Source organism: Streptomyces coeruleorubidus (genome assembly GCF_008705135.1).
Classification (GTDB): domain Bacteria; phylum Actinomycetota; class Actinomycetes; order Streptomycetales; family Streptomycetaceae; genus Streptomyces; species Streptomyces coeruleofuscus.
The window spans coordinates 6901654-6920750 of the sequence record NZ_CP023694.1; the positions used below are offsets into that span (position 1 = coordinate 6901654).

The window sequence follows — 19097 nt, forward strand, 5'->3', positions numbered from 1 at the left end:
ATCTTCCCGTTCTGTCCATCCTTGGACATGCAGCCAAGCAAGGGCCGTCCCCGTAGAGACGGGGCCGGCCAGGAAAGTCCGGTCGAGCCACTCGACGGTGTCGGCCCGGTCCCGGCCGATGAGGCCGGGCGCCTCAGGTACGACGATCCCTGGTACGACGCCCTCGCCTCCGGCTGGGGCGAGTCGGTGGGCGCCGGGGTGCCGGATCCGGCCGTGGTCCCGTCGGCACGCAGGGAGGGCGAGACCGGGGTCGCGGCGGCCGATGTGTATCTGGAGGTGCAGCGCAGCGAGGCCTTCCAGGAGGTGCGGCGGCGCTACCGGAGGTTCGTGGTGCCGGGCTTCGTGGCCTTCTTCGCCTGGTACGTAGGCTACGTCGTGGCTGCCACGACCGCGCCGGAGCTGATGGCGCGGCCCGTGGCGGGAGCGGTGAACGTGGCGCTGGTGGCGGGGCTCGGGCAGTTCCTGAGCACGTTCCTGTTCACCTGGGCGTACGCGCGGCACGCGCGGCTGCGCAGGGACCGGGCGGCGCTCGAACTGCGCTGGGACACACAGGAGCTGACGCGCGGCGTCAACGGCGGTGTCTCGTGACGGATGAACACCAGACGCTGGCACTGCTGCTGTTCAGCGGGTTCGTCGCGGTCACGCTGGCGATCACGACCTGGGTGAGCCGCAACCGGCGCGGTTCGGCGGAGGAGTTCTACGCGGGCGGGCGGCTCTTCTCACCCATGGAGAATGGTTTTGCCATCGCCGGTGACTACATGTCGGCCGCCTCCTTCCTGGGGGTCACCGGCCTCATCGCGCTGTTCGGCTACGACGGGCTGCTGTATGTCGTCGGCTTCCTCGTGGCCTGGCTGGTGGTGCTGTTCCTCGTGGCCGAACTGGTCCGCAACTGCGGACGGTTCACGCTCGCGGACGTCGTGGCGGCGCGGATGAGGGAGCGACCGGTACGGATCGCGGCGGGAACGTCCTCGGTCACCGTGTCCGTTCTGTATCTGGTGGCGCAGATGGTCGGCGCGGGCAGCCTGGTGGCGCTGCTGCTCGGGGGCACGAGTGAGGCGGCGCGCGACTGGACCGTCATCGGGGTCGGCGCGCTCATGGTGATCTATGTGTCGCTGGGAGGTATGCGGGCTACGACGTGGATCCAGATCGTCAAAGCCGTCCTGCTGCTCGGTGGCACGATCGCGCTGACGGTGCTCGTCCTGATGCGCTTCCACGGCGACCTGGACCGGCTGCTGCTCACGGCGGCCGAGCGCAGCGGTCATGGGCAGGCGTTTCTGGCGCCCGGTCTGAAGTACGGCGGGGACTGGACCGCCCGTTTCGACTTCATCAGTCTGGGGCTTGCCCTGGTGCTGGGCACGGCCGGGCTCCCGCACATCCTGTCCCGCTTCTACACCGTGCCCACCGCGCGCGCCGCACGCCGCTCGGTCGTGTGGGCCGTCGGGCTCATCGGCGGTTTCTACCTGATGACGATCGTGCTGGGATTCGGGGCGGCCGCCGTCGTGGGTCCGGACGCGGTACGCGGGTCGAACGCGGCCGGGAACACGGCCGTTCCGCTGCTGGCGCTCGATCTGGGCGGTGGTGCCGGATCCACGGGTGGAACGGTTCTCTTCGCGATCGTCGCCGCGGTCGCCTTCGCCACGATCCTCGCCGTGGTCGCCGGGATCACACTCGCGTCCTCGGCGTCGGTGGCCCACGACCTGTACGCGTCCCTGCGGCGCCCGCGCGGCAAGCCCCGTAGCGAGGTGGCCGTGGCCCGTGTCGCGGCCGTCGGTGTCGGCGTGGTGGCGATCGCCCTCGGGCTGCTGGCGCGGGATCTCAACGTCGCGTTCCTGGTGGGCCTCGCCTTCGCCGTCGCCGCGTCGGCGAACCTTCCGGTGCTGCTCTACTCCCTGTTCTGGAGCCGCTTCACCACACGCGGAGCCGTGTGGGCCGTCTACGGCGGTCTGGTCCCGGCCCTGGTGCTCGTGGTGCTGTCCCCGGTGGTTTCCGGAAGCCCCGACTCACTGTTCCCGAGCGTCGACTTCCGGTACTTCCCGTTGCAGAACCCGGGTCTGGTCTCGATCCCGCTGGGCTTCCTCGCGGGCTGGCTGGGCACGGTCACCTCGGCGGAGGTCCCGGACGAGGCCAGGCACGCGGAGACCGAGGTGCGGTCGCTGACCGGGGCGGGAGCGGCGTAGTGGCGGGGCCTTCACCGGCGTACGGCGGCAGATCAGTTCCGTCGTCGGCTCCGAGTGGCCGGTCGCCGGCCCCGGCGACGCGAGGGACTGGGTGGTCTCGCCGGGACCTACACGACGGAGTTCGCGAAGAAGGCCACGGGCTGACAGCCGAAACGGCCTCAGACCGAGGGCCTAGGCGCGGGTCGCCCACACGTAACGGTGTTCCGGGCGGCCCGCGTCGCCGTACTTGAGGGTCAGCCTGGCCCGTCCCGTGCGTTCCAGGAGCTTCAGATAGCGCTGGGCGGTCTGGCGGCTCACCCCGGTCCGCTCGGCGATCTCCTGCGCGGACAGCGGCCCGTCCGCGTTCATCAGGGACTGACGGACCAGCTCCGCGGTGGTGGGGGAGTGACCTTTGGGCAGGTCCGGCTCGGAGGGGGTCGACAGCGCCCCGAAGATGCGGTCGACCTCGGCCTGCTCCGCCTCCCCGCCGCCGTCGAGGGTGCGGCGCAGTTCCGCGTACGCCTCCAGCTTGGAGCGCAGGCCGGCGAAGGCGAACGGCTTGACCAGGTACTGCAACGCGCCGTGCCGCATCGCCGCCTGCACGGTGGAGACATCCCGGGCCGCCGTCACCATGATCACGTCGGTCTGGTGGCCGCGCCGGCGCATCTCCTGGACGACCGCGATCCCCGTCTCGTCGGGCAGGTAGTGGTCCATGAGCACCAGGTCGAGCCGGGGCAGCGTCTCCAACTGACGCAGCGCGTCCGCGGCGCTGTGGGCCTCGCCGGCGACATGGAAGCCCGGCACTTTCTCGACGTAGGCGGCGTTGACCCGCGCGACCCTGGTGTCGTCGTCCACGACCAGCACCTCGATCATCACGACTCCTCCTTGACGGTTTGCGGAGCTGACGGCACGGTCAGGGCCGGTTCCGGGCCCGGCTGGGCCAGCGCCTCGGGCAGGACGACGGTGAACTCCGCGCCTCCGCCGTGCGCCTCGCCGACGGTCGCGCTGCCCCCCTGCCGCTCGGCGAGCCTGCGCACCAGGGAGAGTCCGATGCCCCGCTCGCGGTGCGCGGGCGGCTTCTTCGTGGACCATCCCTCGGTGAAGATCAGCTCCCGGTGCTCCGGCGGGATTCCCGGCCCCGTGTCGCGCACCCGGAGGATCGCCGTACGACCCTCGGCGCGCAGTTCGACCTCCACGCGTGCGTGCGGCTTGCCCGCGACGGCGTCGAGGGCGTTGTCCACCAGGTTGCCGACGACGGTGACGAGCCCCTGGGGGTCGATCAGCCGGTCCGGCAGCCGGGTCCGGTCCGACACCCACAGTGCGACGCCCCGCTCGGCCGCGACGGTCGCCTTGCCGACCAGCAGGGCGGCGAGCAACGGGTCCTCGATCCGCTCGGTGACCTGCTCCGCGGTCGCCCGGTGGTCGCCGACCACTTCGCCGACGAACTCCACGGCGTCGTCGTACATATCCAGTTCGAGCAGGCCCAGGAGCGTGTGCATACGGTTGGCGTGCTCGTGGTCCTGGGCGCGCAGCGCGTCGATCAGGCCGCGGGTGGAGTCGAGCTCGCGGCCCAGCTGCTCCAGCTCGGTGCGGTCGCGCAGGGTGGCCACGGCGCCGCCGTCGTCGGTGGGCATGCGGTTGGCGACCAGCACCCGCTGGCCGCGGACGGTGAGCAGGTCCGTACCGGCCACGCGCCCGGCCAGCACGTCGGCCGTGCGGCCCGCCCCGAGCGCCTCGTCGGGGGAACGGCCCACCACCGCGTCCCCGATGCCCAGCAGCCGCTGCGCCTCGTCGTTGACGAGCCGGATGCGGCCGGTGCGGTCCAGGGCGACGACGCCCTCCCGGATGCCGTGCAGCATCGCCTCGCGTTCCGACAGGAGCGACGCGATGTCCGAGAAGGCCAGGTCCCTGGTCTGCCGCTGGACCCGCCGGGAGATGAGCCACGCGGCCAGCGCGCCTACGGCCAGGGCACCTCCGGCGTACGCGAGCAGCCCCGGGATCGCGTGGATCAGCCGGGCCCGGACGCTGTCGTAGGCGATGCCGACCGAGACGGCGCCGACGACCGTGCCGTCGCTGTCACGCAGCGGCACCTTGCCGCGGGCGGAGCGGCCCAGGGTGCCGCTGTCGATCTCCATGACCTCCTTGCCCGCCAGGGCCTGGCCGGGGTCGGTCGAGACGATGCCGCCGATCTGCTTCGGGTCGGTGTGCGACCACCGCACGCCCCGCCAGTCCATCACCACGACGTACTCGGCCTTGGTGGCCTTCCGGATCCGCTCGGCTTCCCTCTGCACCGGACCGTTCGGTGAGGGAGGCGTGTCCCTCACCTCCTCCGCGAGGCCCGGCTGTTGCGCGGTGGTCTGCGCGATGGCGAGCGCTCGGCGCATCGCCTGGTCGTCCAGCTGGTCGCTCAGGGGCGCGAGGAACAGCCCGGTCGCGAGGACCGCGACTCCCGCGGCGATCGCCACTTGCATCAGCAGCACCTGCGAGAACACCCGCCGGGGCAGGCCGAGGCGCAGGCGGCGTGCGGGGGGAGTGGGGCTCATACCCAAGAAGGTACGTGGGGCCGGCTAGCTGCCGTAATGGGTGTGGCGTGGATCTCTTGATCAATGCTTGAGGAGACGATCCGGACCCGCGGCCTGTGGACCGGTCAGCTCGCGAGCGCCGTCGTCACCCTCACCTCGCGCACCGCCACGACGTCCATCCGCGCGGGCGAACCGAGGACTGCCGCCCCACAGCTCTCCGGCCGGGGCGGCAGGGCCGCCCCCTGGGCCACCTCGACCTGCCAGTGGCGCCCGTCGGCGTGGGCGACGGTCACCTCCCAGCGCGGGGCCGCGCCGACCGTCCGTACGACGCTCAGCGCCTCCGCGGCGTCTTCGCCGGTCCTGGTGCGCACGGCGAGCTCTGCCGCCTGACCGGGCCGTTCCCAGGCCGAGCTGCCCCGGCACCCCTCCACGACGATCCGCCCCTCCCGCGCACCGTGCAGAACCTCCTTGAGGGTGTGCGCCTCGGCGCGGCCGTACGCGTATCCGTACGGCAGCACGAGCACCGTCGGGGAGAAGCGGTGACCACCCAGATGGGTGACCTCCCAGACGCCCTCGACCCCGGACGTGGCGAGTTCGGCCGCGAGAGGCCTGCCGAGGAGGGCGCAGCAGCGGTCGCGCTTGCCGTTGGTGCAGACGAGGGCGAGCGGCTCGCCGTCGTGCGGCCGTCCGCCGAGCACCGCGTCGAAGGAGCGGTGCTCGCCCCGGCCGAGTGCGGCGAAATCGAGGTCGAGGAGCTGCCCGGGGTCCGAGATCGTCGCGCCGTGCAGCCAGACGTTTCCCGGAACGGTGTGGGCCGCGTACACCCGGCGTGCGGCGGGCATCCGGCGGTCCGCGTGGCGTCCGGGGCGGCGGATGAGCACGATCCGTACGCCCGTGTCCTTCGCCGCTGCCTCCAGGGCACGGCCCAGGGCGGGGTCCAGGTGGCTCGAAGTGAGCGCCTTGGCACCCCACGGACCGGGCTGTTCCAGCAACAGCCAGGTCCTCGCGGTGGCCGCGGTTCCCGAAACGGGCTCGGCGGAGCCCCGGGAGACGCTTGAACACGTACTCACAGAGGTAAGCCTAACCTGAGTTGGATCGGGGCGACTCTCGGCCCCGCCCAGCACTACTCCGGTAGTGGCTGAGGGGGTTTCGGACCGGCGTAGAGACCGCTCGGGCGCATGCGCAACGGCCGCTCGCCGTACTCCTCCAGGGCGTGGGCGATCCAGCCTGCCGTACGGGCCACCGCGAAGATCGTCTCGCCCGCGGTCGGGGGCATGCCGCAGGACGTGGTGAGCACGGCGAGCGCCAGGTCGACGTTGGCGTGCAGCGGGGCGTGGCGGGCGGTGGTCTCGACGATGTCCCGGGCCGCGAGGAGAGCGGGTTCCGCGCGCGGGATTCGCTCCAGGAGGGCGAACAGGGCACGCGCGCGTGGGTCCTCGCCCGGGTAGAGCCGGTGGCCGAGTCCCGGGATGCGGCGGCCGGCGCGCAGTTCGTCCGCGATCACGGGCGCGGCGTCGCCCTGGTCGAGCACGTCGACGAGCAGCCGGTGGGCGAGACCGCTGGCCGCGCCGTGCAGCGGGCCCTCGATCACGCCGAGTCCGGCGGAGACCGCCGCGTAGGCGTGGGCACGGGCCGACGCGGCGACGCGCACCGCGAGCGTGGAGGCCGCCAGGTCGTGGTCGACGAGGAGGGCGAGGGCGGTGTCCAGGGCGCGCAGGGACGCCTCGTCGGGGTCCTTGCGCGGCGACAGCCGGGTCCACAGGCGGTGGGCCAGGGGCCCCTCGTCGCGGCGGTCGTGTCCCGCCGGTGGCAGAGCGGCGACGAGCGTGGGAATGAGGGTGCGCGCCGTGCCGAGCACGGCGTCCTCGGACAGGTCGTAGCGCAGCGGGTCGGCGGTCGCGGCGGCGATCGTCGCGACGCGCAGCAGGTCGGTGGGCGCGGCGTGTTCGGGCAGCGTGTCGACGGCGCGGCGCGCGACGGCGACCGAGGCGGCCGGCGCGGTGAACGTGGTGCCCGGCCGCATCCGGCCGGTCCACAGCCACTCGGCGACCTCCTCGTAGCTGTGCCGGGTGGCCAGGTCGACGGCGTCGACACCGCGGTAGTAGTAGCGGTCGCTCTCGATGAGGGTGATGCGGGTCCGTACGGACAACTCGCCGCCGGAGGGGGAACTCCCCGCGGCATCCCGCCTGTTGCGCCGGGCGAGCGCATCGACCTCCCTGGCGTCGAAGGTGCTGCCTCGTCCGCCGGTAACCCGCCGGCTGCTGAGCTGACCGCGGCTCACGTACGCGTACACGGTCTCCGGCTTCACGCCGAGCAGTTCGGCGGCCTCCTTGGTGCTCAGCCGCCGTTCAGCGTCGCGGGGGGAGGGTTCTTGATCGCGCATGGGGGTCACGGTATCCGCCTAGGGGGCCATTGACCGATACATTGATTCAATCAATATTGACACAACTTGAGTCAACCATGGACAGTTGAATCAAGTCCAGGGGTCCAGGGAGGAAGACATGTCCGTCAACAGGTCCGCAGCCGCTCTCATCGACGCACCACGGGGACTCGCCGGTGTCGTCGTCACCGACACCCGGATCGGTGACGTCCGTGGTGTCGAGGGCTTCTACCACTACCGGCAGTACTCCGCCGTCGACCTCGCGCGGACCCGCACCTTCGAGGATGTCTGGCACCTGCTCGTACACGGCGAACTGCCGGACGCCCGGCAGAGCGCGGTCTTCGCGGCGGAGACCGCGGCGCTGCGGCGGCTGCCCGACGAGGTGCGAGCGGCCCTGCCGGTCATCGCGGCGGCCGGCGGGCGCTCCGGCCCGCTCGCCGGGATGCGCACGGCGCTGTCGCTGCTGGGCGCCGCCAAGGGCTTCCGGCCCGTGTACGACATCGAAGCCGACCGGCGCAGGCAGGACACCCTCGAGGCGGCCGCGGCCGTACCCGCGCTGCTCACGGCGCTGCACCGGCTGGGGAAAGGGCTCGAGCCGGTGGAGCCGCGCGAGGACCTGTCGTACGCAGCCAACTACCTGTACATGTTGACCGGCTCGGTGCCGGCCGAGCGGCAGGCACGGGCGATCGAGCAATACCTGATCTCAACCATTGATCACGGATTCAATGCATCAACCTTCACGGCCCGGGTCATCGCGTCGACGGGTGCGGACGTGGCGGCATGCCTCGCCGGTGCGGTGGCGGCGCTGTCGGGGCCGTTGCACGGGGGTGCGCCTAGCCGCGCGCTGGACACCCTGGACGCGATCGGTACCCCGGACCGTATCGACTCCTGGGTACGGCAGCGGGTGCTCTCCGGTGAGCGCATCATGGGCTTCGGGCACGCCATCTACCGCACGGAGGATCCGCGCTCGCGGATGCTGCGCGAGGTCGCCCAGGGATTCGGCGGTCCGCGGGTGGACTTCGCCGTGGAGGTCGAGCGGCACGTCGAGGCGATCCTGGCGGAGCTGAAGCCGGGCCGCGAACTCCACACCAACGTCGAGTACTACGCGGGCGTGGTCATGGAGCTCTGCGGCCTGCCCCGGGAGATGTTCACACCGACATTCGCCGCCGCGCGCGCGGTGGGCTGGAGCGCCAACATCCTGGAACAGGCGGAGGACACGAAGATCATCAGGCCGGTTGCGCGCTATGTGGGACCGGCTCCGCAAGGAAGTGGGGGCGTCTGAGTGCCTGCCGCACGTCACGGTGGATTGGGTGTTCCGTGGGCCTGAGATTCGCGAATGGCCTGCTCGAAGATTCGGAAGAGCCGACCCTCGTGACTGTCCGGCGAAAGGCCCTCTTTCGCGCCACGAGAAGCTTCCTAGTAGCGGTGGAACAAGGGGCTTCGGAGAAGGGTCCGAGCGTACTCGAGCAACTCTTCTTCCGTTACGTCTCCCCATTCGTAGAAGAGCAGGTAATGGCCGAAAGTGAGCTTGGCGAACAAGTGCTGGCGCACCACTTCATGCGGTTCGCTCGGATAGTCGTTCCATACACGCGCGAGGGCGGGATCGTCCATTGCCATCTGAGTCAATGGGACGTGCAGCGCTCGAAGGTCGGCTCTTGCGCTGCGTCGTAGTTCTTCGCGGGAGGAGATGAGTTCTTGGCGCTGTAGGGACAGCTCCTGACGCTGCAAGCGCAATTCTCGCTGCTGGAACAGCAGTGTGATCACAAGCAGGAGCAGAGCAGGCCCTGAAAAGACGGCGCTGCGTGGTGCTTCCCTGCCAGAGGTACGGGAAACCGCGCTCGAGTGCGGGATCAGGCGTCCGGGATGTCCGCCTTGGTGCGGACGAGGGTTTCCCGGGTGATGATGACGATCGTTTCGTAGTCGGCTCGCGAGGCGTCTCCAGGAAGCTCGCTCTCCAACTCGGCGGTGGCTTCTGTCCCGATGACGGCGAAGTTGCCGTCGGCCAGTTCGAAGAGGTCGGGGCAGTTTGCGCCGGAAGTGCTTCCGCGTTCACGCGGGGGAATGCCGATCCGACGAACAATCAGTGTCACTGATGATCCTTAAGTGCATGGCAGAGCACGCGAATACCGGAATCCGGCGAGCGCTTGTCAGTGCGGCGCCGGCAGCTCGGTGGTGCGAACGATACTTGCGGGATCACCCGCAACTCAGGGAAGAGTAGACCCAGTTTGACTACTCGTTGGCAGGTTGGTGTGTTTCGTTGTCTACCGGCGGGCTCACCCACAACCCACCACTCGTCCGTGTCCTCGGGAGAGTTGGCCAGGGCATGAAGCCGAAGAACTCCTCGCGGTTCATGTTGCCCATGCGGTAGCTGCACAGGGCGTTCGTGTAGAGGGCGCTGGCGAAGTGGAACTGGCGGAGCTTCCTGGGCGAGACGGTCCGTCGTACGCGTCCAGCACCTCGGCCAGCTCCGGGTCGTCCATTGTCTTGCTCAGCAACTCCGAGTGATCCGTGCACGCAACGCGTGGTACGTGAGCCACCGCGCGGCCATGGCGCCGGCGGCGCTCGCGGCCAGGGCGATCCCCGCCGAGACCATGGCGCCCAGCCGTCGCAAGCTCGAATCCTGCGTGCCCCACCCAACGTCTGCCCGCGAGTGCTGCTGACAGTCGTTCACTTCGTCGTGATTCCCGCGGCTCGTATCCTGGGGCGGCATCCCATCCTCGTACGTGTGCCGGGAACGAGCCGGTGCACGCGTCGGCGTGAGAGAGGTCGCACGGTGAGCCTGCCGAGCCCGGAACCGCAGCAGATCCCGGTCGTCGTCCTGGCCGGATTCCTCGGCTCGGGAAAGACCACACTCCTCAACCACCTCCTCCACCGCAGCGGCGGCAGTCGTATCGGCGCCATCGTCAACGACTTCGGGGCCATCGAGATCGACGCGATGGCCGTGGCGGGAGCGCTCGGCGACTCGACGGTCTCGCTGGGCAACGGGTGTCTGTGCTGTGCCGTAGACGCGAGCGAGCTGGATCAGTACCTGGAACGGCTCGCGGAGCCCTCCCTCGGCATCGACGTCATCGTCATCGAGGCGAGCGGACTGGCCGAGCCGCAGGAACTCGTGCGGATGGTGCTCGCCAGCGAGCACCCCGGGATCGTGTACGGCGGGCTCGTCGAGGTCGTCGACGCCGCCGAGTTCGACGACACCCGGTCCAGGCACCCCGAGATCGACCGGCATCTCGCGCTGGCCGATCTCGCCGTGGTCAACAAGCTCGACCGGGCGGCGGACGGCGAACGCGTCCTCGAACTGGTCCGCTCCCTCGTCGACCGCGCCGCCGTCGTCCCGGCCTCCTACGGCCGGATCGACCCCGAGTTCCTCTTCGACTGCAGGCCGAGCGAGGAGCGCCTCGGGCAGCTGTCCTTCGACGACCTGCACGAGCACGGTACGGACGACCACGCCGAGCACCTGCACAGCGCCTACGACAGCCTGTCGTTCGTCTCGCGGGAGCCCCTCGACCCGCGCCGGCTGATGGAGTTCCTCGACAGCCGGCCCGAGGGGCTGTACCGGATCAAGGGCTATGTCGACTTCGGGCCGTACGACGTCCTGAACCGCTACGCCGTCCATGCTGTCGGGCGGTTCCTGCGCTTCTACCCGGAGCCCTGGCCGGCCGGCGGCGAACGCCTCACCCAGCTGGTGCTCATCGGCTCCGGCATCGACGCCTCCAGCCTCGACAAGGAACTCGGCGCGTGCAGGAGCGACGCCCCGCACGCCGACGAGCGCGGCATGTGGGGCGTCCTGAGGTACGTACAGAATCCGGAGGAGGACCCGGCAGAGCCTGCCTGAGCCCTCCGCCGGGGGGCTCTAGACCGGCCCCGCCACCACGGCCACCGTCTTCGCCAGGGACACACCCGAGCCGTCACGCCGCGGGTCCATCTCCGGGAGGTCGGCGGGTGTGCCGTTCTTCTGCGCGGCGAGGGCCGGGGCCGGGCCCGCCCAGGCCAGGGACAGGCAGTCCTCGCCCTTCAGGAACCGCTGGCAGCGGACGCCGCCGGTGGCGCGGCCCTTGCGCGGGTACTGGTCGAACGGGGTCATCTTGGCCGTCGTCTGCACGGAGTTGTCCAGCGTGCCCCGCGAGCCGGCGACGGTGAAGACGACGGCGTCCACCGCCGGGTCCACCGCCGTGAACGAGATGACCTTCGCGCCCTCGGTGAGCTTGATGCCGGCCACGCCGCCGGCCGGGCGGCCCTGCGGCCGGACCTGGGATGCCTGGAAACGCAGCAACTGGGCGTCGTCGGTGATGAAGACCAGGTCCTCCTCACCGGTGCGCAGCTCGACCGCGCCGACGATCCGGTCGCCCTCCTTGAGGGTGATCACCTCGAGCTCTTCCTTGTTGGCCGGGTAGTCCGGCACCACGCGCTTGACGACGCCCTGTGCCGTGCCGAGCGCCAGGCCCGGCGACGACTCGTCGAACGTCGTCAGGCACACCACCGTCTCGTCGTCCTCCAGGGAGACGAACTCCGCCAGCGGGGCGCCCCCCGCGAGGTTCGGCGTCGGCATCGACTCCGGGAGCTGGGGCAGGTCGACCACGTTCAGCCGCAGCAGCCGGCCCGTGGAGGTGACCGCGCCCACCTCGCCGCGGGCGGTGGCCGGCACCGCCGAGACGATCACGTCGTGCTTCACGCGCTTGGCACCGGCGTCCTCCGGGAACGGCTCGCCGTTCGCCGTACGGGCCAGCAGCCCCGTCGAGGACAGCAGCACCCGGCACGGGTCGTCGGCCACCTGGAGCGGCACGGCGGCGACCGGGGCCCCGCCCGACTCCAGCAGGACCGTACGCCGGTCGGTGCCGAACTTCTTGGCGACATTGGCCAGTTCGGTGGAGACCAGCTTGCGCAGTTCCGTGTCCGAGTCGAGGATCCGGGTCAGTTCCTCGATCTCCGCGTTGAGCCGGTCCTTCTCCGCTTCCAGCTCGATGCGGTCGTACTTGGTCAGGCGGCGCAGCGGCGTGTCGAGGATGTACTGGGTCTGCACCTCGCTCAGCGAGAACTGCTCCATCAGGCGCTGCTTGGCCTGCGCGGAGTTGTCGCTGGAGCGGATGAGGCGGATGACCTCGTCGATGTCCAGCAGGGCCGTCAGCAGACCCTCGACCAGATGCAGCCGGTCGCGCTTCTTGCCGCGGCGGAACTCCGAACGCCGCCGCACGACGTTGAAGCGGTGGTCGAGATAGACCTCCAGCAGCTCCTTCAGACCCAGCGTGAGCGGCTGGCCGTCGACCAGGGCGACGTTGTTGATGCCGAAGGACTCCTCCATCGGCGTCAGCTTGTACAGCTGCTCCAGGACCGCCTCCGGCACGAAGCCGTTCTTGATCTCGATGACCAGGCGCAGGCCGTGGGCGCGGTCGGTGAGGTCCTTGACGTCGGCGATGCCCTGGAGCTTCTTCGAGCCCACCAGGTCCTTGATCTTGGCGATCACCTTCTCCGGGCCGACCGTGAAGGGCAGCTCGGTGACCACGAGACCCTTGCGGCGGGCCGTCACGGCCTCCACGGACACCGTGGCGCGCATCTTGAACGAGCCACGGCCCGTCTCGTAGGCGTCCCGGATGCCGGACAGGCCGACGATGCGGCCGCCGGTGGGCAGGTCGGGGCCCGGGACGTGCTTCATCAGGGCGTCGAGGTCCGCGTTCGGGTACCTGATCAGGTGGCGGGCGGCGGCGATCACCTCGCGCAGGTTGTGCGGAGGCATGTTCGTGGCCATACCGACCGCGATGCCGGAGGCGCCGTTGACCAGGAGGTTCGGGAAGGCGGCCGGCAGGGCCACCGGTTCCTGCTCCTGGCCGTCGTAGTTGGGGTTGAAGTCGACGGTGTCCTCTTCGATGGACTCCGTCATCAGGCTCGTCGCCTCGGCCATCCGGCACTCGGTGTACCGCATGGCGGCCGGCGGGTCGTCGTTGCCCAGCGAACCGAAGTTGCCGTGGCCGTCGACCAGGGGGACGCGCATCGAGAAGGGCTGGGCCATGCGCACGAGGGCGTCGTAGATCGACGTGTCGCCGTGCGGGTGCAGCTTGCCCATGACCTCGCCGACGACGCGGGCGCACTTGACGTACCCGCGCTCGGGGCGCAGGCCCATCTCGTTCATCTGGTAGACGATGCGGCGGTGCACCGGCTTGAGGCCGTCGCGCGCGTCGGGCAGGGCGCGGGAGTAGATGACCGAGTACGCGTACTCGAGGAAGGAGCCCTGCATCTCGTCGACGACGTCGATGTCGAGGATTCTCTCCTCGTACGAGTCGTCGGGCGGCGGGGTCTTCGTGCTGCGGCGGGCCATCGCTGCCGGCTCCTTGCTGAAGCGTGGAACGAGATCTGACGCCGACCATTGTGGACCGCCGCACTGACAACCGGGACCAGGACCCTGCCCACGGCCCCACCGGCAGGGGTTCGCACACGGTCGAGGCCGCCGCTCGCCGGGCCGCAGCGGCGGCCCGGGACCCCGTCGGAGGACCGCCGTGGGCCGGCCCGCCCGCCGTCTTCCGTCCGGAGCCTCCCGGCTCCGGGCGGCCTGCCGTGCGCCGGGATGACCGTACGCGGACACCGCGGTCACCGGGCCCCGGGCGAGGCACGCCGTCACCACCGCACACCGCCCCGGCCGCTTCCCTCTCACGCTCTCCGCGTACGCCCCTCGGGAACTTCACCAGGGCCCCGCACGCTTGCATACAGTGGCAGGACTCGCCAGGAAAACCGCGGTTCGACGACCGCGCCGCGATCGAAGGGACGTACATGCCCATGGGTCACACGGCCACAGCCCAGGCAGGCTCCGGGGGCCTGACAGCGACCGAGCACCGCCTGGCCAACGGCCTGCGCGTGGTGCTCTCCGAGGACCACCTGACCCCGGTCGCGGCGGTGTGCCTCTGGTACGACGTCGGCTCGCGCCACGAAGTCAAGGGGCGTACCGGCCTGGCTCACCTTTTCGAGCACCTGATGTTCCAGGGTTCCGCCCAGGTGAAGGGCAACGGCCACTTCGAGCTCGTCCAGGGCGCGGGCGGCTCGCTGAACGGCACCACCAGCTTCGAGCGGACCAACTACTTCGAGACCATGCCCGCCCACCAGCTCGAGCTCGCCCTCTGGCTGGAGGCCGACCGCATGGGCTCCCTGCTGGCCGCGCTCGACGACGAGTCGATGGAGAACCAGCGGGACGTCGTCAAGAACGAGCGCCGCCAGCGCTACGACAACGTCCCGTACGGCACCGCCTTCGAGAAGCTGACCGCCCTCGCCTACCCGGAGGGCCACCCCTACCACCACACCCCGATCGGCTCGATGGCCGACCTGGACGCGGCCACCCTGGAGGACGCGCGGGCGTTCTTCCGGACCTACTACGCGCCGAACAACGCCGTGCTCTCCGTGGTCGGCGACATCGACCCCGAGCAGACGCTGGCCTGGATCGAGAAGTACTTCGGCTCCATCCCCGGCCACGACGGCAAGCCCGCGCCCCGGGACGGCACGCTTCCGGAGATCATCGGCGAGCAGCTGCGCGAGGTCGTCGAGGAGGAGGTCCCGGCGCGCGCCCTGATGGCCGCCTACCGGCTGCCGCACGACGGCACGCGCGCGTGCGACGCGGCCGACCTGGCCCTCACGGTCCTCGGCGGCGGCGAGTCCTCCCGCCTGTACAACCGCCTCGTACGGCGCGACCGTACGGCCGTGGCGGCCGGTTTCGGCCTGCTGCGGCTCGCCGGGGCGCCCTCCCTGGGGTGGCTGGACGTGAAGACGTCCGGTGACGTGGAGGTCCCGGTCATCGAGTCCGCCATCGACGAGGAGCTCGCCCGCTTCGCCGAGGAGGGCCCCACGGCCGAGGAGATGGAGCGCGCCCAGGCCCAGCTGGAGCGCGAGTGGCTGGACCGGCTCGGCACGGTCGCCGGCCGCGCCGACGAACTGTGCCGGTACGCCGTTCTGTTCGGCGACCCGCAGCTCGCCCTGACCGCCGTGCAGCGCGTGCTGGAGGTGACGGCCGAGGAGGTCCAGGAGGTCGCCAAGGCCAGCCTGCGGCCCGACAACCGCGCGGTGCTCGTCTACGAGCCGATCGCCCCGGCCGACCCGGACGCCGAGAGCGCGGAAGGCACCGAAGCCCCGGAGTCCGCGGCGACCGTGGAAGCCACCGACGAGAACGAGGAGGCGGCGAAGTGACCGAGCTCGCCACGATGGATTTCCACCCCCAGCCGCAGGGGGGCGAGCCCAAGCCCTGGGCGTTCCCGGCTCCCGAGCGCGGCACGCTCGGCAACGGCCTGACGGTCCTGCGCTGCCACCGCCCCGGCCAGCAGGTCGTCGCCGTGGAGGTGCTGCTGGACGCACCCCTGGACGCCGAGCCGGCCGGCCTCGACGGCGTGGCCACGATCATGGCCCGGGCCTTCTCCGAGGGCACCGACAAGCACTCCGCCGAGGATTTCGCCGCCGAGCTGGAGCGCGCCGGCGCCACCCTCGACGCGCACGCCGACCACCCCGGCGTCCGGCTCAGCCTGGAGGTCCCGGCCTCCCGGCTCGCCAAGGGGCTCGGCCTGATCGCCGACGCTCTCCGGGCACCCGCGTTCGCCGACAGCGAGGTCGAGCGCCTGGTCCGCAACCGCCTCGACGAGATCCCGCACGAGATGGCCAACCCCGGCCGCCGCGCCGCCAAGGAGCTCTCCAAGGAGCTGTTCCCGGCCGGCTCGCGCATGTCGCGGCCCCGCCAGGGCACCGAGGAGACGGTCGCCGCGATCGACTCCGGGGCCGTACGCGCCTTCTACGAGAGGCACGTCAGGCCCGCCACGGCCACCGCCGTGGTCGTCGGCGACCTCACCGGCATCGACCTCGACGCCCTGCTCGGCGACACGCTGGGTGCCTGGACCGGCTCCGCGGCCGAGCCGCGCCCGGTACCGCCGGTGACCGCCGACGACACGGGCCGGGTCGTCATCGTGGACCGCCCGGGCGCCGTCCAGACCCAGCTGCTGATCGGCCGGATCGGCCCGGACCGGCACGACCGCGTGTGGCCCGCGCAGGTGCTCGGCACGTACTGCCTGGGCGGCACCCTCACCTCCCGCCTGGACCGCGTGCTGCGCGAGGAGAAGGGCTACACCTACGGGGTGCGGGCCTTCGGCCAGGTCCTCAGGTCCGCCCCGGACGGGACCGGTGCCGCGATGCTCGCCATCAGCGGCTCCGTGGACACGCCCAACACCGGCCCCGCCCTCCAGGACCTCTGGACGGTGCTGCGCACCCTCGCCGCCGGGGGACTGACCGACGCCGAGCGGGACGTCGCCGTGCAGAACCTGGTCGGAGTGGCGCCGCTGAAGTACGAGACCGCGGCGGCCGTCGCGAGCACGCTGGCCGACCAGGTCGAGCAGCACCTGCCCGACGACTACCAGGCCACGCTGTACCGGCAGCTCGCCGCGACCGGCACCGTGGAGGCCACCGCGGCGGCCGTCAGCGCCTTCCCGGTGGACCGTCTGGTGACCGTCCTCGTCGGCGACGCGGCGCAGATCAAGGGCCCCGTCGAGGCCCTGGGCATCGGCGAAGTCTCGGTCGTCGCCGCCGAGTAGGAGCACGCACGCGCAGGGGCCCTGGTTGTCTTCTAAGGCACCAGGGCTCCTTTTTGCCCGAATTGGTGCGGAGGTTGCCTGTCTGCCCTGTGGGATGCGCTACAAAAACCGGGATCCGTTTGGGAATTGAAAGTCGCCCCGCTTAGGTTCGTCCGGGCTGTTCGTCAGGCAGTGCGCCGCACCCGCGGCACCGGACAGTCATCGCCGAGTCCCCGTACGGCGCGAGCCAGGGGAGCCGGGGACCCAACGCAGTCCCTGGGGTGAATCGGACGCCCGCGCGAGCCGCGAGGGGGTCCGTAGGAGACCTTCCTGCTCCGAACCCGTCAGCTAACCCGGTAGGCGAGAAGGAAGGAAAGGACCAGCCACTCCATGGCGTTCACCCGCGCCACCGGGAAGCATCGTCGTCCCAGCCGTATGCAGCGCGGCACCGCCCGCGCCGCGGGCGTCGCGGCCCTCGCCACCACCGGCGTCATCGGCACCGTGGCAGCTCCGGCCTTCGCCGCCGAGCCCGCCGTCGAGCAGACCGGTCTCACCCCTGTCGTCACCATCGGCGACACCGTGGCCGAGCAGATCGACGCCCAGGCCGCCGCCCAGAAGCAGGCCGCCGAGGAGGCCGCCGCCAAGAAGAAGGCCGAGGAGGCCGCCCGTGAGCGGGCCGCCGAGGCGGCCAAGGAGGCCAAGGAGGCGGCCGAGAAGGCCCGTGAGGCCAAGGAGCGCGCCGCCCGCGAGGCCGAGCGCAAGCGCCTCAACACCTTCGTGTCCCCGATCTCCGGCTCCTACGTCTCCACCGGCTACAAGGCCGGCGGCGCCGTCTGGTCCTCCGGCAGCCACACCGGCGTCGACTTCCACGCCGCCAGCGGCACCTCCGTCCACTCCGTGGGCATGGGTACGGTCGTCGAGGCCGGCTGGGGCGGTTCCTACGGCAATCAAGTAGTGATCAAGATGAATGACGGGACGTACACCCAGTACGGCCACCTGTCGTCCATCGGTGTCTCGGTGGGCCAGCAGGTCACTCCGGGCCAGCAGATCGGCCTGTCCGGCGCCACCGGCAACGTCACCGGTGCGCACCTGCACTTCGAGGCCCGTACGAGCCCCGAGTACGGCTCCGACATCGACCCCGTCGCCTACCTCCGCTCGCACGGCGTGAACGTCTGACGGCGTACACCGCACCCGAGGCCCCGGCTCCCGAGCCGGGGCTTTCGGCGTTTGTGACGCCCGGCTGTCCAAAAAATATCCATGGATTCCGGTCCGCCGTCGGAAATTCCGGCTCATTGCAATAGAGTCACGGAACACGCGTCACTCCTCGACGTTTCACGGGGATTAAACGGAGGTCGGTCATGCGTATTCCCGCGCACTCGGTGTGCACGGCCATCCGGGACGACATCGTCGCGGGTGTCTACGAGCGCGGCAGCCGGCTGACCGAGGAACTCCTCGCCCGCCGCTACGGTGTCTCGCGCGTCCCCGTCCGGGAGGCCCTGCGCACCCTGGAGGCCGAGGGCTTCGTGGTGACCCGGCGGCACGCGGGCGCGTGCGTCGCCGAACCCACCGAGCAGGAGGCCGCCGACCTGCTGGAGATGCGGACGCTGCTGGAGCCGCTCGGCGCCGCCCGCGCCGCCCAGCGCCGCACCGAGGCCCACCTGAAGGTCCTGCGCGGCCTGGTCAGGCTCGGCCAGGAGCGCGCCCGCCGGGGCAACAGCGACGACCTGCGCTCCCTGGGCGGCTGGTTCCACGAGACGCTCGCGCAGGCCTCCGGCAGCCCCGCGCTGACCTCGACGCTCACCCAGCTCCGCCACAAGATCGCCTGGATGTACACCGTCGAGGCGTCGGCCGGTCCCGTGGAGTCCTGGACCGAGCACGGCGCGATCGTGGACGCGGTGGCGCGCGGTGACAGCGAGCGCGCGCGGGCGGTCACGGCGCTGCACGCCGAGCGCGCGACGGGTGCGCACCGGCTGCGTTTCGGCTCCGCCGGGGAACGGGCGGAGCGTGTGAGGAACTCGCAACATCCCGTAAACACGGCGAGCCTGCGGCATTAACACGAGAGCCGTATACAAAGAGCAGCTAATTCGCGGGGGATTATTTCTGCTGCCCGTGAACGGGAATTCGGCGATCCGAGACCGGAAATGGCGAAGGGCTCGCCCGATGAATTCGGACGAGCCCTTCAGTGGTGCACCGGATCAGGTGCGGAAGAAAGCTCAGACGGTCTCGGGCAGTTCCTCGAGACCCTCGGAGACCAGCTTCGCCAGCCGGTCCAGGGCGGCGTCCGCGCCCTCGGCGTCGGAGGCGAGGACGATCTCCTCGCCCCCCTGGGCGCCGAGGCCGAGGACGGCCAGCATGGAGGCCGCGTTGACGGGGTTGCCGTCTGCCTTGGCGATCGTCACCGGGACGCCTGCGGCCGTGGCGGCTCGGACGAAGATGGAGGCGGGGCGGGCGTGGAGGCCCTCGGCCCAGCCGACGTTGACGCGGCGCTCAGCCATGTGTTGCTGCCCTTCGGTTTTCA

Annotated in this window: 17 protein-coding genes and 1 riboswitch; of the genes, 8 read left to right on the forward strand and 9 right to left on the reverse strand. The window is 70.9% G+C overall.

The features are described from left to right. Positions 1-27: 27 nt before the first annotated feature. Together CP976_RS31950 and CP976_RS31955 are read left to right on the forward strand one after the other, a co-directional pair. A complete protein-coding gene (locus CP976_RS31950) occupies positions 28-588 on the forward strand; it encodes a DUF485 domain-containing protein (RefSeq protein WP_150483417.1) in 561 nt (186 codons plus the stop codon). Beyond that, entirely contained in the window at positions 585-2177 is a 1593-nt protein-coding gene (locus CP976_RS31955) for a solute symporter family protein (protein ID WP_150483418.1), read from the forward strand. The genes CP976_RS31950 and CP976_RS31955 overlap by 4 nt, the downstream gene beginning before the upstream one ends. 171 nt (positions 2178-2348) lie before the next feature. Here CP976_RS31955 and CP976_RS31960 read toward each other — a convergent pair whose 3' ends face one another. The 4 genes from CP976_RS31960 to CP976_RS31975 all read right to left on the reverse strand — a co-directional run bounded on the left by CP976_RS31960 (position 2349) and on the right by CP976_RS31975 (position 7061). Then, complete coding sequence (locus CP976_RS31960) at positions 2349-3029, reverse strand: response regulator (RefSeq protein WP_150485586.1); 681 nt, start codon at positions 3027-3029, stop codon at positions 2349-2351. Then, the gene (locus tag CP976_RS31965) at positions 3029-4699 is read right to left on the reverse strand and encodes a sensor histidine kinase (protein WP_150483419.1); all 1671 of its coding nucleotides are present in this window, start codon (positions 4697-4699) and stop codon (positions 3029-3031) included. Before CP976_RS31965 ends, CP976_RS31960 begins: the two co-directional genes overlap by 1 nt. Before the next feature lie 104 nt (positions 4700-4803). Continuing rightward, positions 4804-5748 carry a sucrase ferredoxin gene (locus CP976_RS31970; protein WP_150483420.1) on the reverse strand — a complete coding sequence of 315 codons (945 nt, stop codon included), beginning with the start codon at positions 5746-5748 and terminating at the stop codon, positions 4804-4806. A 53-nt stretch (positions 5749-5801) separates the two neighbouring features. Continuing rightward, on the reverse strand, positions 5802-7061 hold the full coding sequence (locus CP976_RS31975; RefSeq protein WP_150483421.1) for a citrate synthase family protein: 1260 nt from the start codon (positions 7059-7061) through the stop codon (positions 5802-5804). Between the two features lie 118 nt (positions 7062-7179). Between CP976_RS31975 and CP976_RS31980 the strand changes: the two genes are divergently transcribed. Continuing rightward, positions 7180-8340, forward strand: a complete 1161-nt coding sequence (locus CP976_RS31980) for a citrate synthase/methylcitrate synthase (RefSeq protein ID WP_150483422.1) — start codon at positions 7180-7182, stop codon at positions 8338-8340. A 134-nt stretch (positions 8341-8474) separates the two neighbouring features. Here CP976_RS31980 and CP976_RS43905 read toward each other — a convergent pair whose 3' ends face one another. The 3 genes from CP976_RS43905 to CP976_RS43910 form a co-directional block, all read right to left on the reverse strand. Continuing rightward, positions 8475-8912 carry a DUF6082 family protein gene (locus tag CP976_RS43905; protein ID WP_341874646.1) on the reverse strand — a complete coding sequence of 146 codons (438 nt, stop codon included), beginning with the start codon at positions 8910-8912 and terminating at the stop codon, positions 8475-8477. After that, on the reverse strand, positions 8909-9148 hold the full coding sequence (locus CP976_RS31990) for a hypothetical protein (RefSeq protein WP_167537459.1): 240 nt from the start codon (positions 9146-9148) through the stop codon (positions 8909-8911). The genes CP976_RS43905 and CP976_RS31990 overlap by 4 nt, the downstream gene beginning before the upstream one ends. A gap of 139 nt (positions 9149-9287) precedes the next feature. Beyond that, positions 9288-9572: a DUF6082 family protein gene (locus CP976_RS43910; protein ID WP_229875330.1), complete on the reverse strand. Its 285-nt coding sequence runs from the start codon at positions 9570-9572 to the stop codon at positions 9288-9290. 259 nt (positions 9573-9831) lie between these two features. On the opposite strand from CP976_RS43910, the gene CP976_RS31995 reads away from it, so the two are divergent. Continuing rightward, positions 9832-10890 carry a CobW family GTP-binding protein gene (locus CP976_RS31995; RefSeq protein ID WP_150483423.1) on the forward strand — a complete coding sequence of 353 codons (1059 nt, stop codon included), beginning with the start codon at positions 9832-9834 and terminating at the stop codon, positions 10888-10890. Positions 10891-10908: 18 nt separating this feature from the next. Here CP976_RS31995 and CP976_RS32000 read toward each other — a convergent pair whose 3' ends face one another. Beyond that, the gene (locus tag CP976_RS32000; protein WP_150483424.1) at positions 10909-13365 is read right to left on the reverse strand and encodes a DNA gyrase/topoisomerase IV subunit A; all 2457 of its coding nucleotides are present in this window, start codon (positions 13363-13365) and stop codon (positions 10909-10911) included. Positions 13366-13820: 455 nt separating this feature from the next. Here CP976_RS32000 and CP976_RS32005 point away from each other — a divergent pair, with 455 nt between their 5' ends. The 4 genes from CP976_RS32005 (at position 13821) to CP976_RS32020 (ending at position 18633) form a co-directional block, all read left to right on the forward strand. Beyond that, positions 13821-15215: a M16 family metallopeptidase gene (locus tag CP976_RS32005; RefSeq protein WP_150485588.1), complete on the forward strand. Its 1395-nt coding sequence runs from the start codon at positions 13821-13823 to the stop codon at positions 15213-15215. Then, positions 15212-16600, forward strand: coding sequence for a M16 family metallopeptidase (locus CP976_RS32010; protein ID WP_086845730.1), 1389 nt, complete (start codon positions 15212-15214; stop codon positions 16598-16600). Before CP976_RS32005 ends, CP976_RS32010 begins: the two co-directional genes overlap by 4 nt. Positions 16601-16792: 192 nt before the next feature. Beyond that, positions 16793-16956, forward strand: a riboswitch (cyclic di-AMP (ydaO/yuaA leader). A 13-nt stretch (positions 16957-16969) separates the two neighbouring features. Next, on the forward strand, positions 16970-17755 hold the full coding sequence (locus CP976_RS32015; RefSeq protein ID WP_150483425.1) for a M23 family metallopeptidase: 786 nt from the start codon (positions 16970-16972) through the stop codon (positions 17753-17755). A 182-nt stretch (positions 17756-17937) separates the two neighbouring features. Further along, positions 17938-18633, forward strand: coding sequence for a GntR family transcriptional regulator (locus tag CP976_RS32020; RefSeq protein ID WP_086845734.1), 696 nt, complete (start codon positions 17938-17940; stop codon positions 18631-18633). 159 nt (positions 18634-18792) lie between these two features. Here the strand turns inward: CP976_RS32020 and CP976_RS32025 are convergent, their stop codons facing one another. Next, positions 18793-19074 (reverse strand): HPr family phosphocarrier protein, encoded by a 282-nt coding sequence (locus CP976_RS32025; RefSeq protein ID WP_003993478.1) that lies wholly within the window; start codon positions 19072-19074, stop codon positions 18793-18795. Between the last annotated feature and the right edge of the window lie 23 nt (positions 19075-19097).

Bases quoted from the DNA above. Each gene is read 5' to 3' on its own strand.
- CP976_RS31950 (WP_150483417.1), top strand. From the start codon at position 28: ATGCAGCCAAGCAAGGGCCGTCCCCGTAGAGACGGGGCCGGCCAGGAA.
- CP976_RS31960 (WP_150485586.1), bottom strand. From the start codon at position 3,029: ATGATCGAGGTGCTGGTCGTGGACGACGACACCAGGGTCGCGCGGGTC.
- CP976_RS31965 (WP_150483419.1), bottom strand. From the start codon at position 4,699: ATGAGCCCCACTCCCCCCGCACGCCGCCTGCGCCTCGGCCTGCCCCGG.
- CP976_RS31975 (WP_150483421.1), bottom strand. From the start codon at position 7,061: ATGCGCGATCAAGAACCCTCCCCCCGCGACGCTGAACGGCGGCTGAGC.
- CP976_RS31980 (WP_150483422.1), top strand. From the start codon at position 7,180: ATGTCCGTCAACAGGTCCGCAGCCGCTCTCATCGACGCACCACGGGGA.
- CP976_RS32000 (WP_150483424.1), bottom strand. From the start codon at position 13,365: ATGGCCCGCCGCAGCACGAAGACCCCGCCGCCCGACGACTCGTACGAG.
- CP976_RS32005 (WP_150485588.1), top strand. From the start codon at position 13,821: ATGGGTCACACGGCCACAGCCCAGGCAGGCTCCGGGGGCCTGACAGCG.
- CP976_RS32015 (WP_150483425.1), top strand. From the start codon at position 16,970: ATGGCGTTCACCCGCGCCACCGGGAAGCATCGTCGTCCCAGCCGTATG.
- CP976_RS32020 (WP_086845734.1), top strand. From the start codon at position 17,938: ATGCGTATTCCCGCGCACTCGGTGTGCACGGCCATCCGGGACGACATC.
- CP976_RS32025 (WP_003993478.1), bottom strand. From the start codon at position 19,074: ATGGCTGAGCGCCGCGTCAACGTCGGCTGGGCCGAGGGCCTCCACGCC.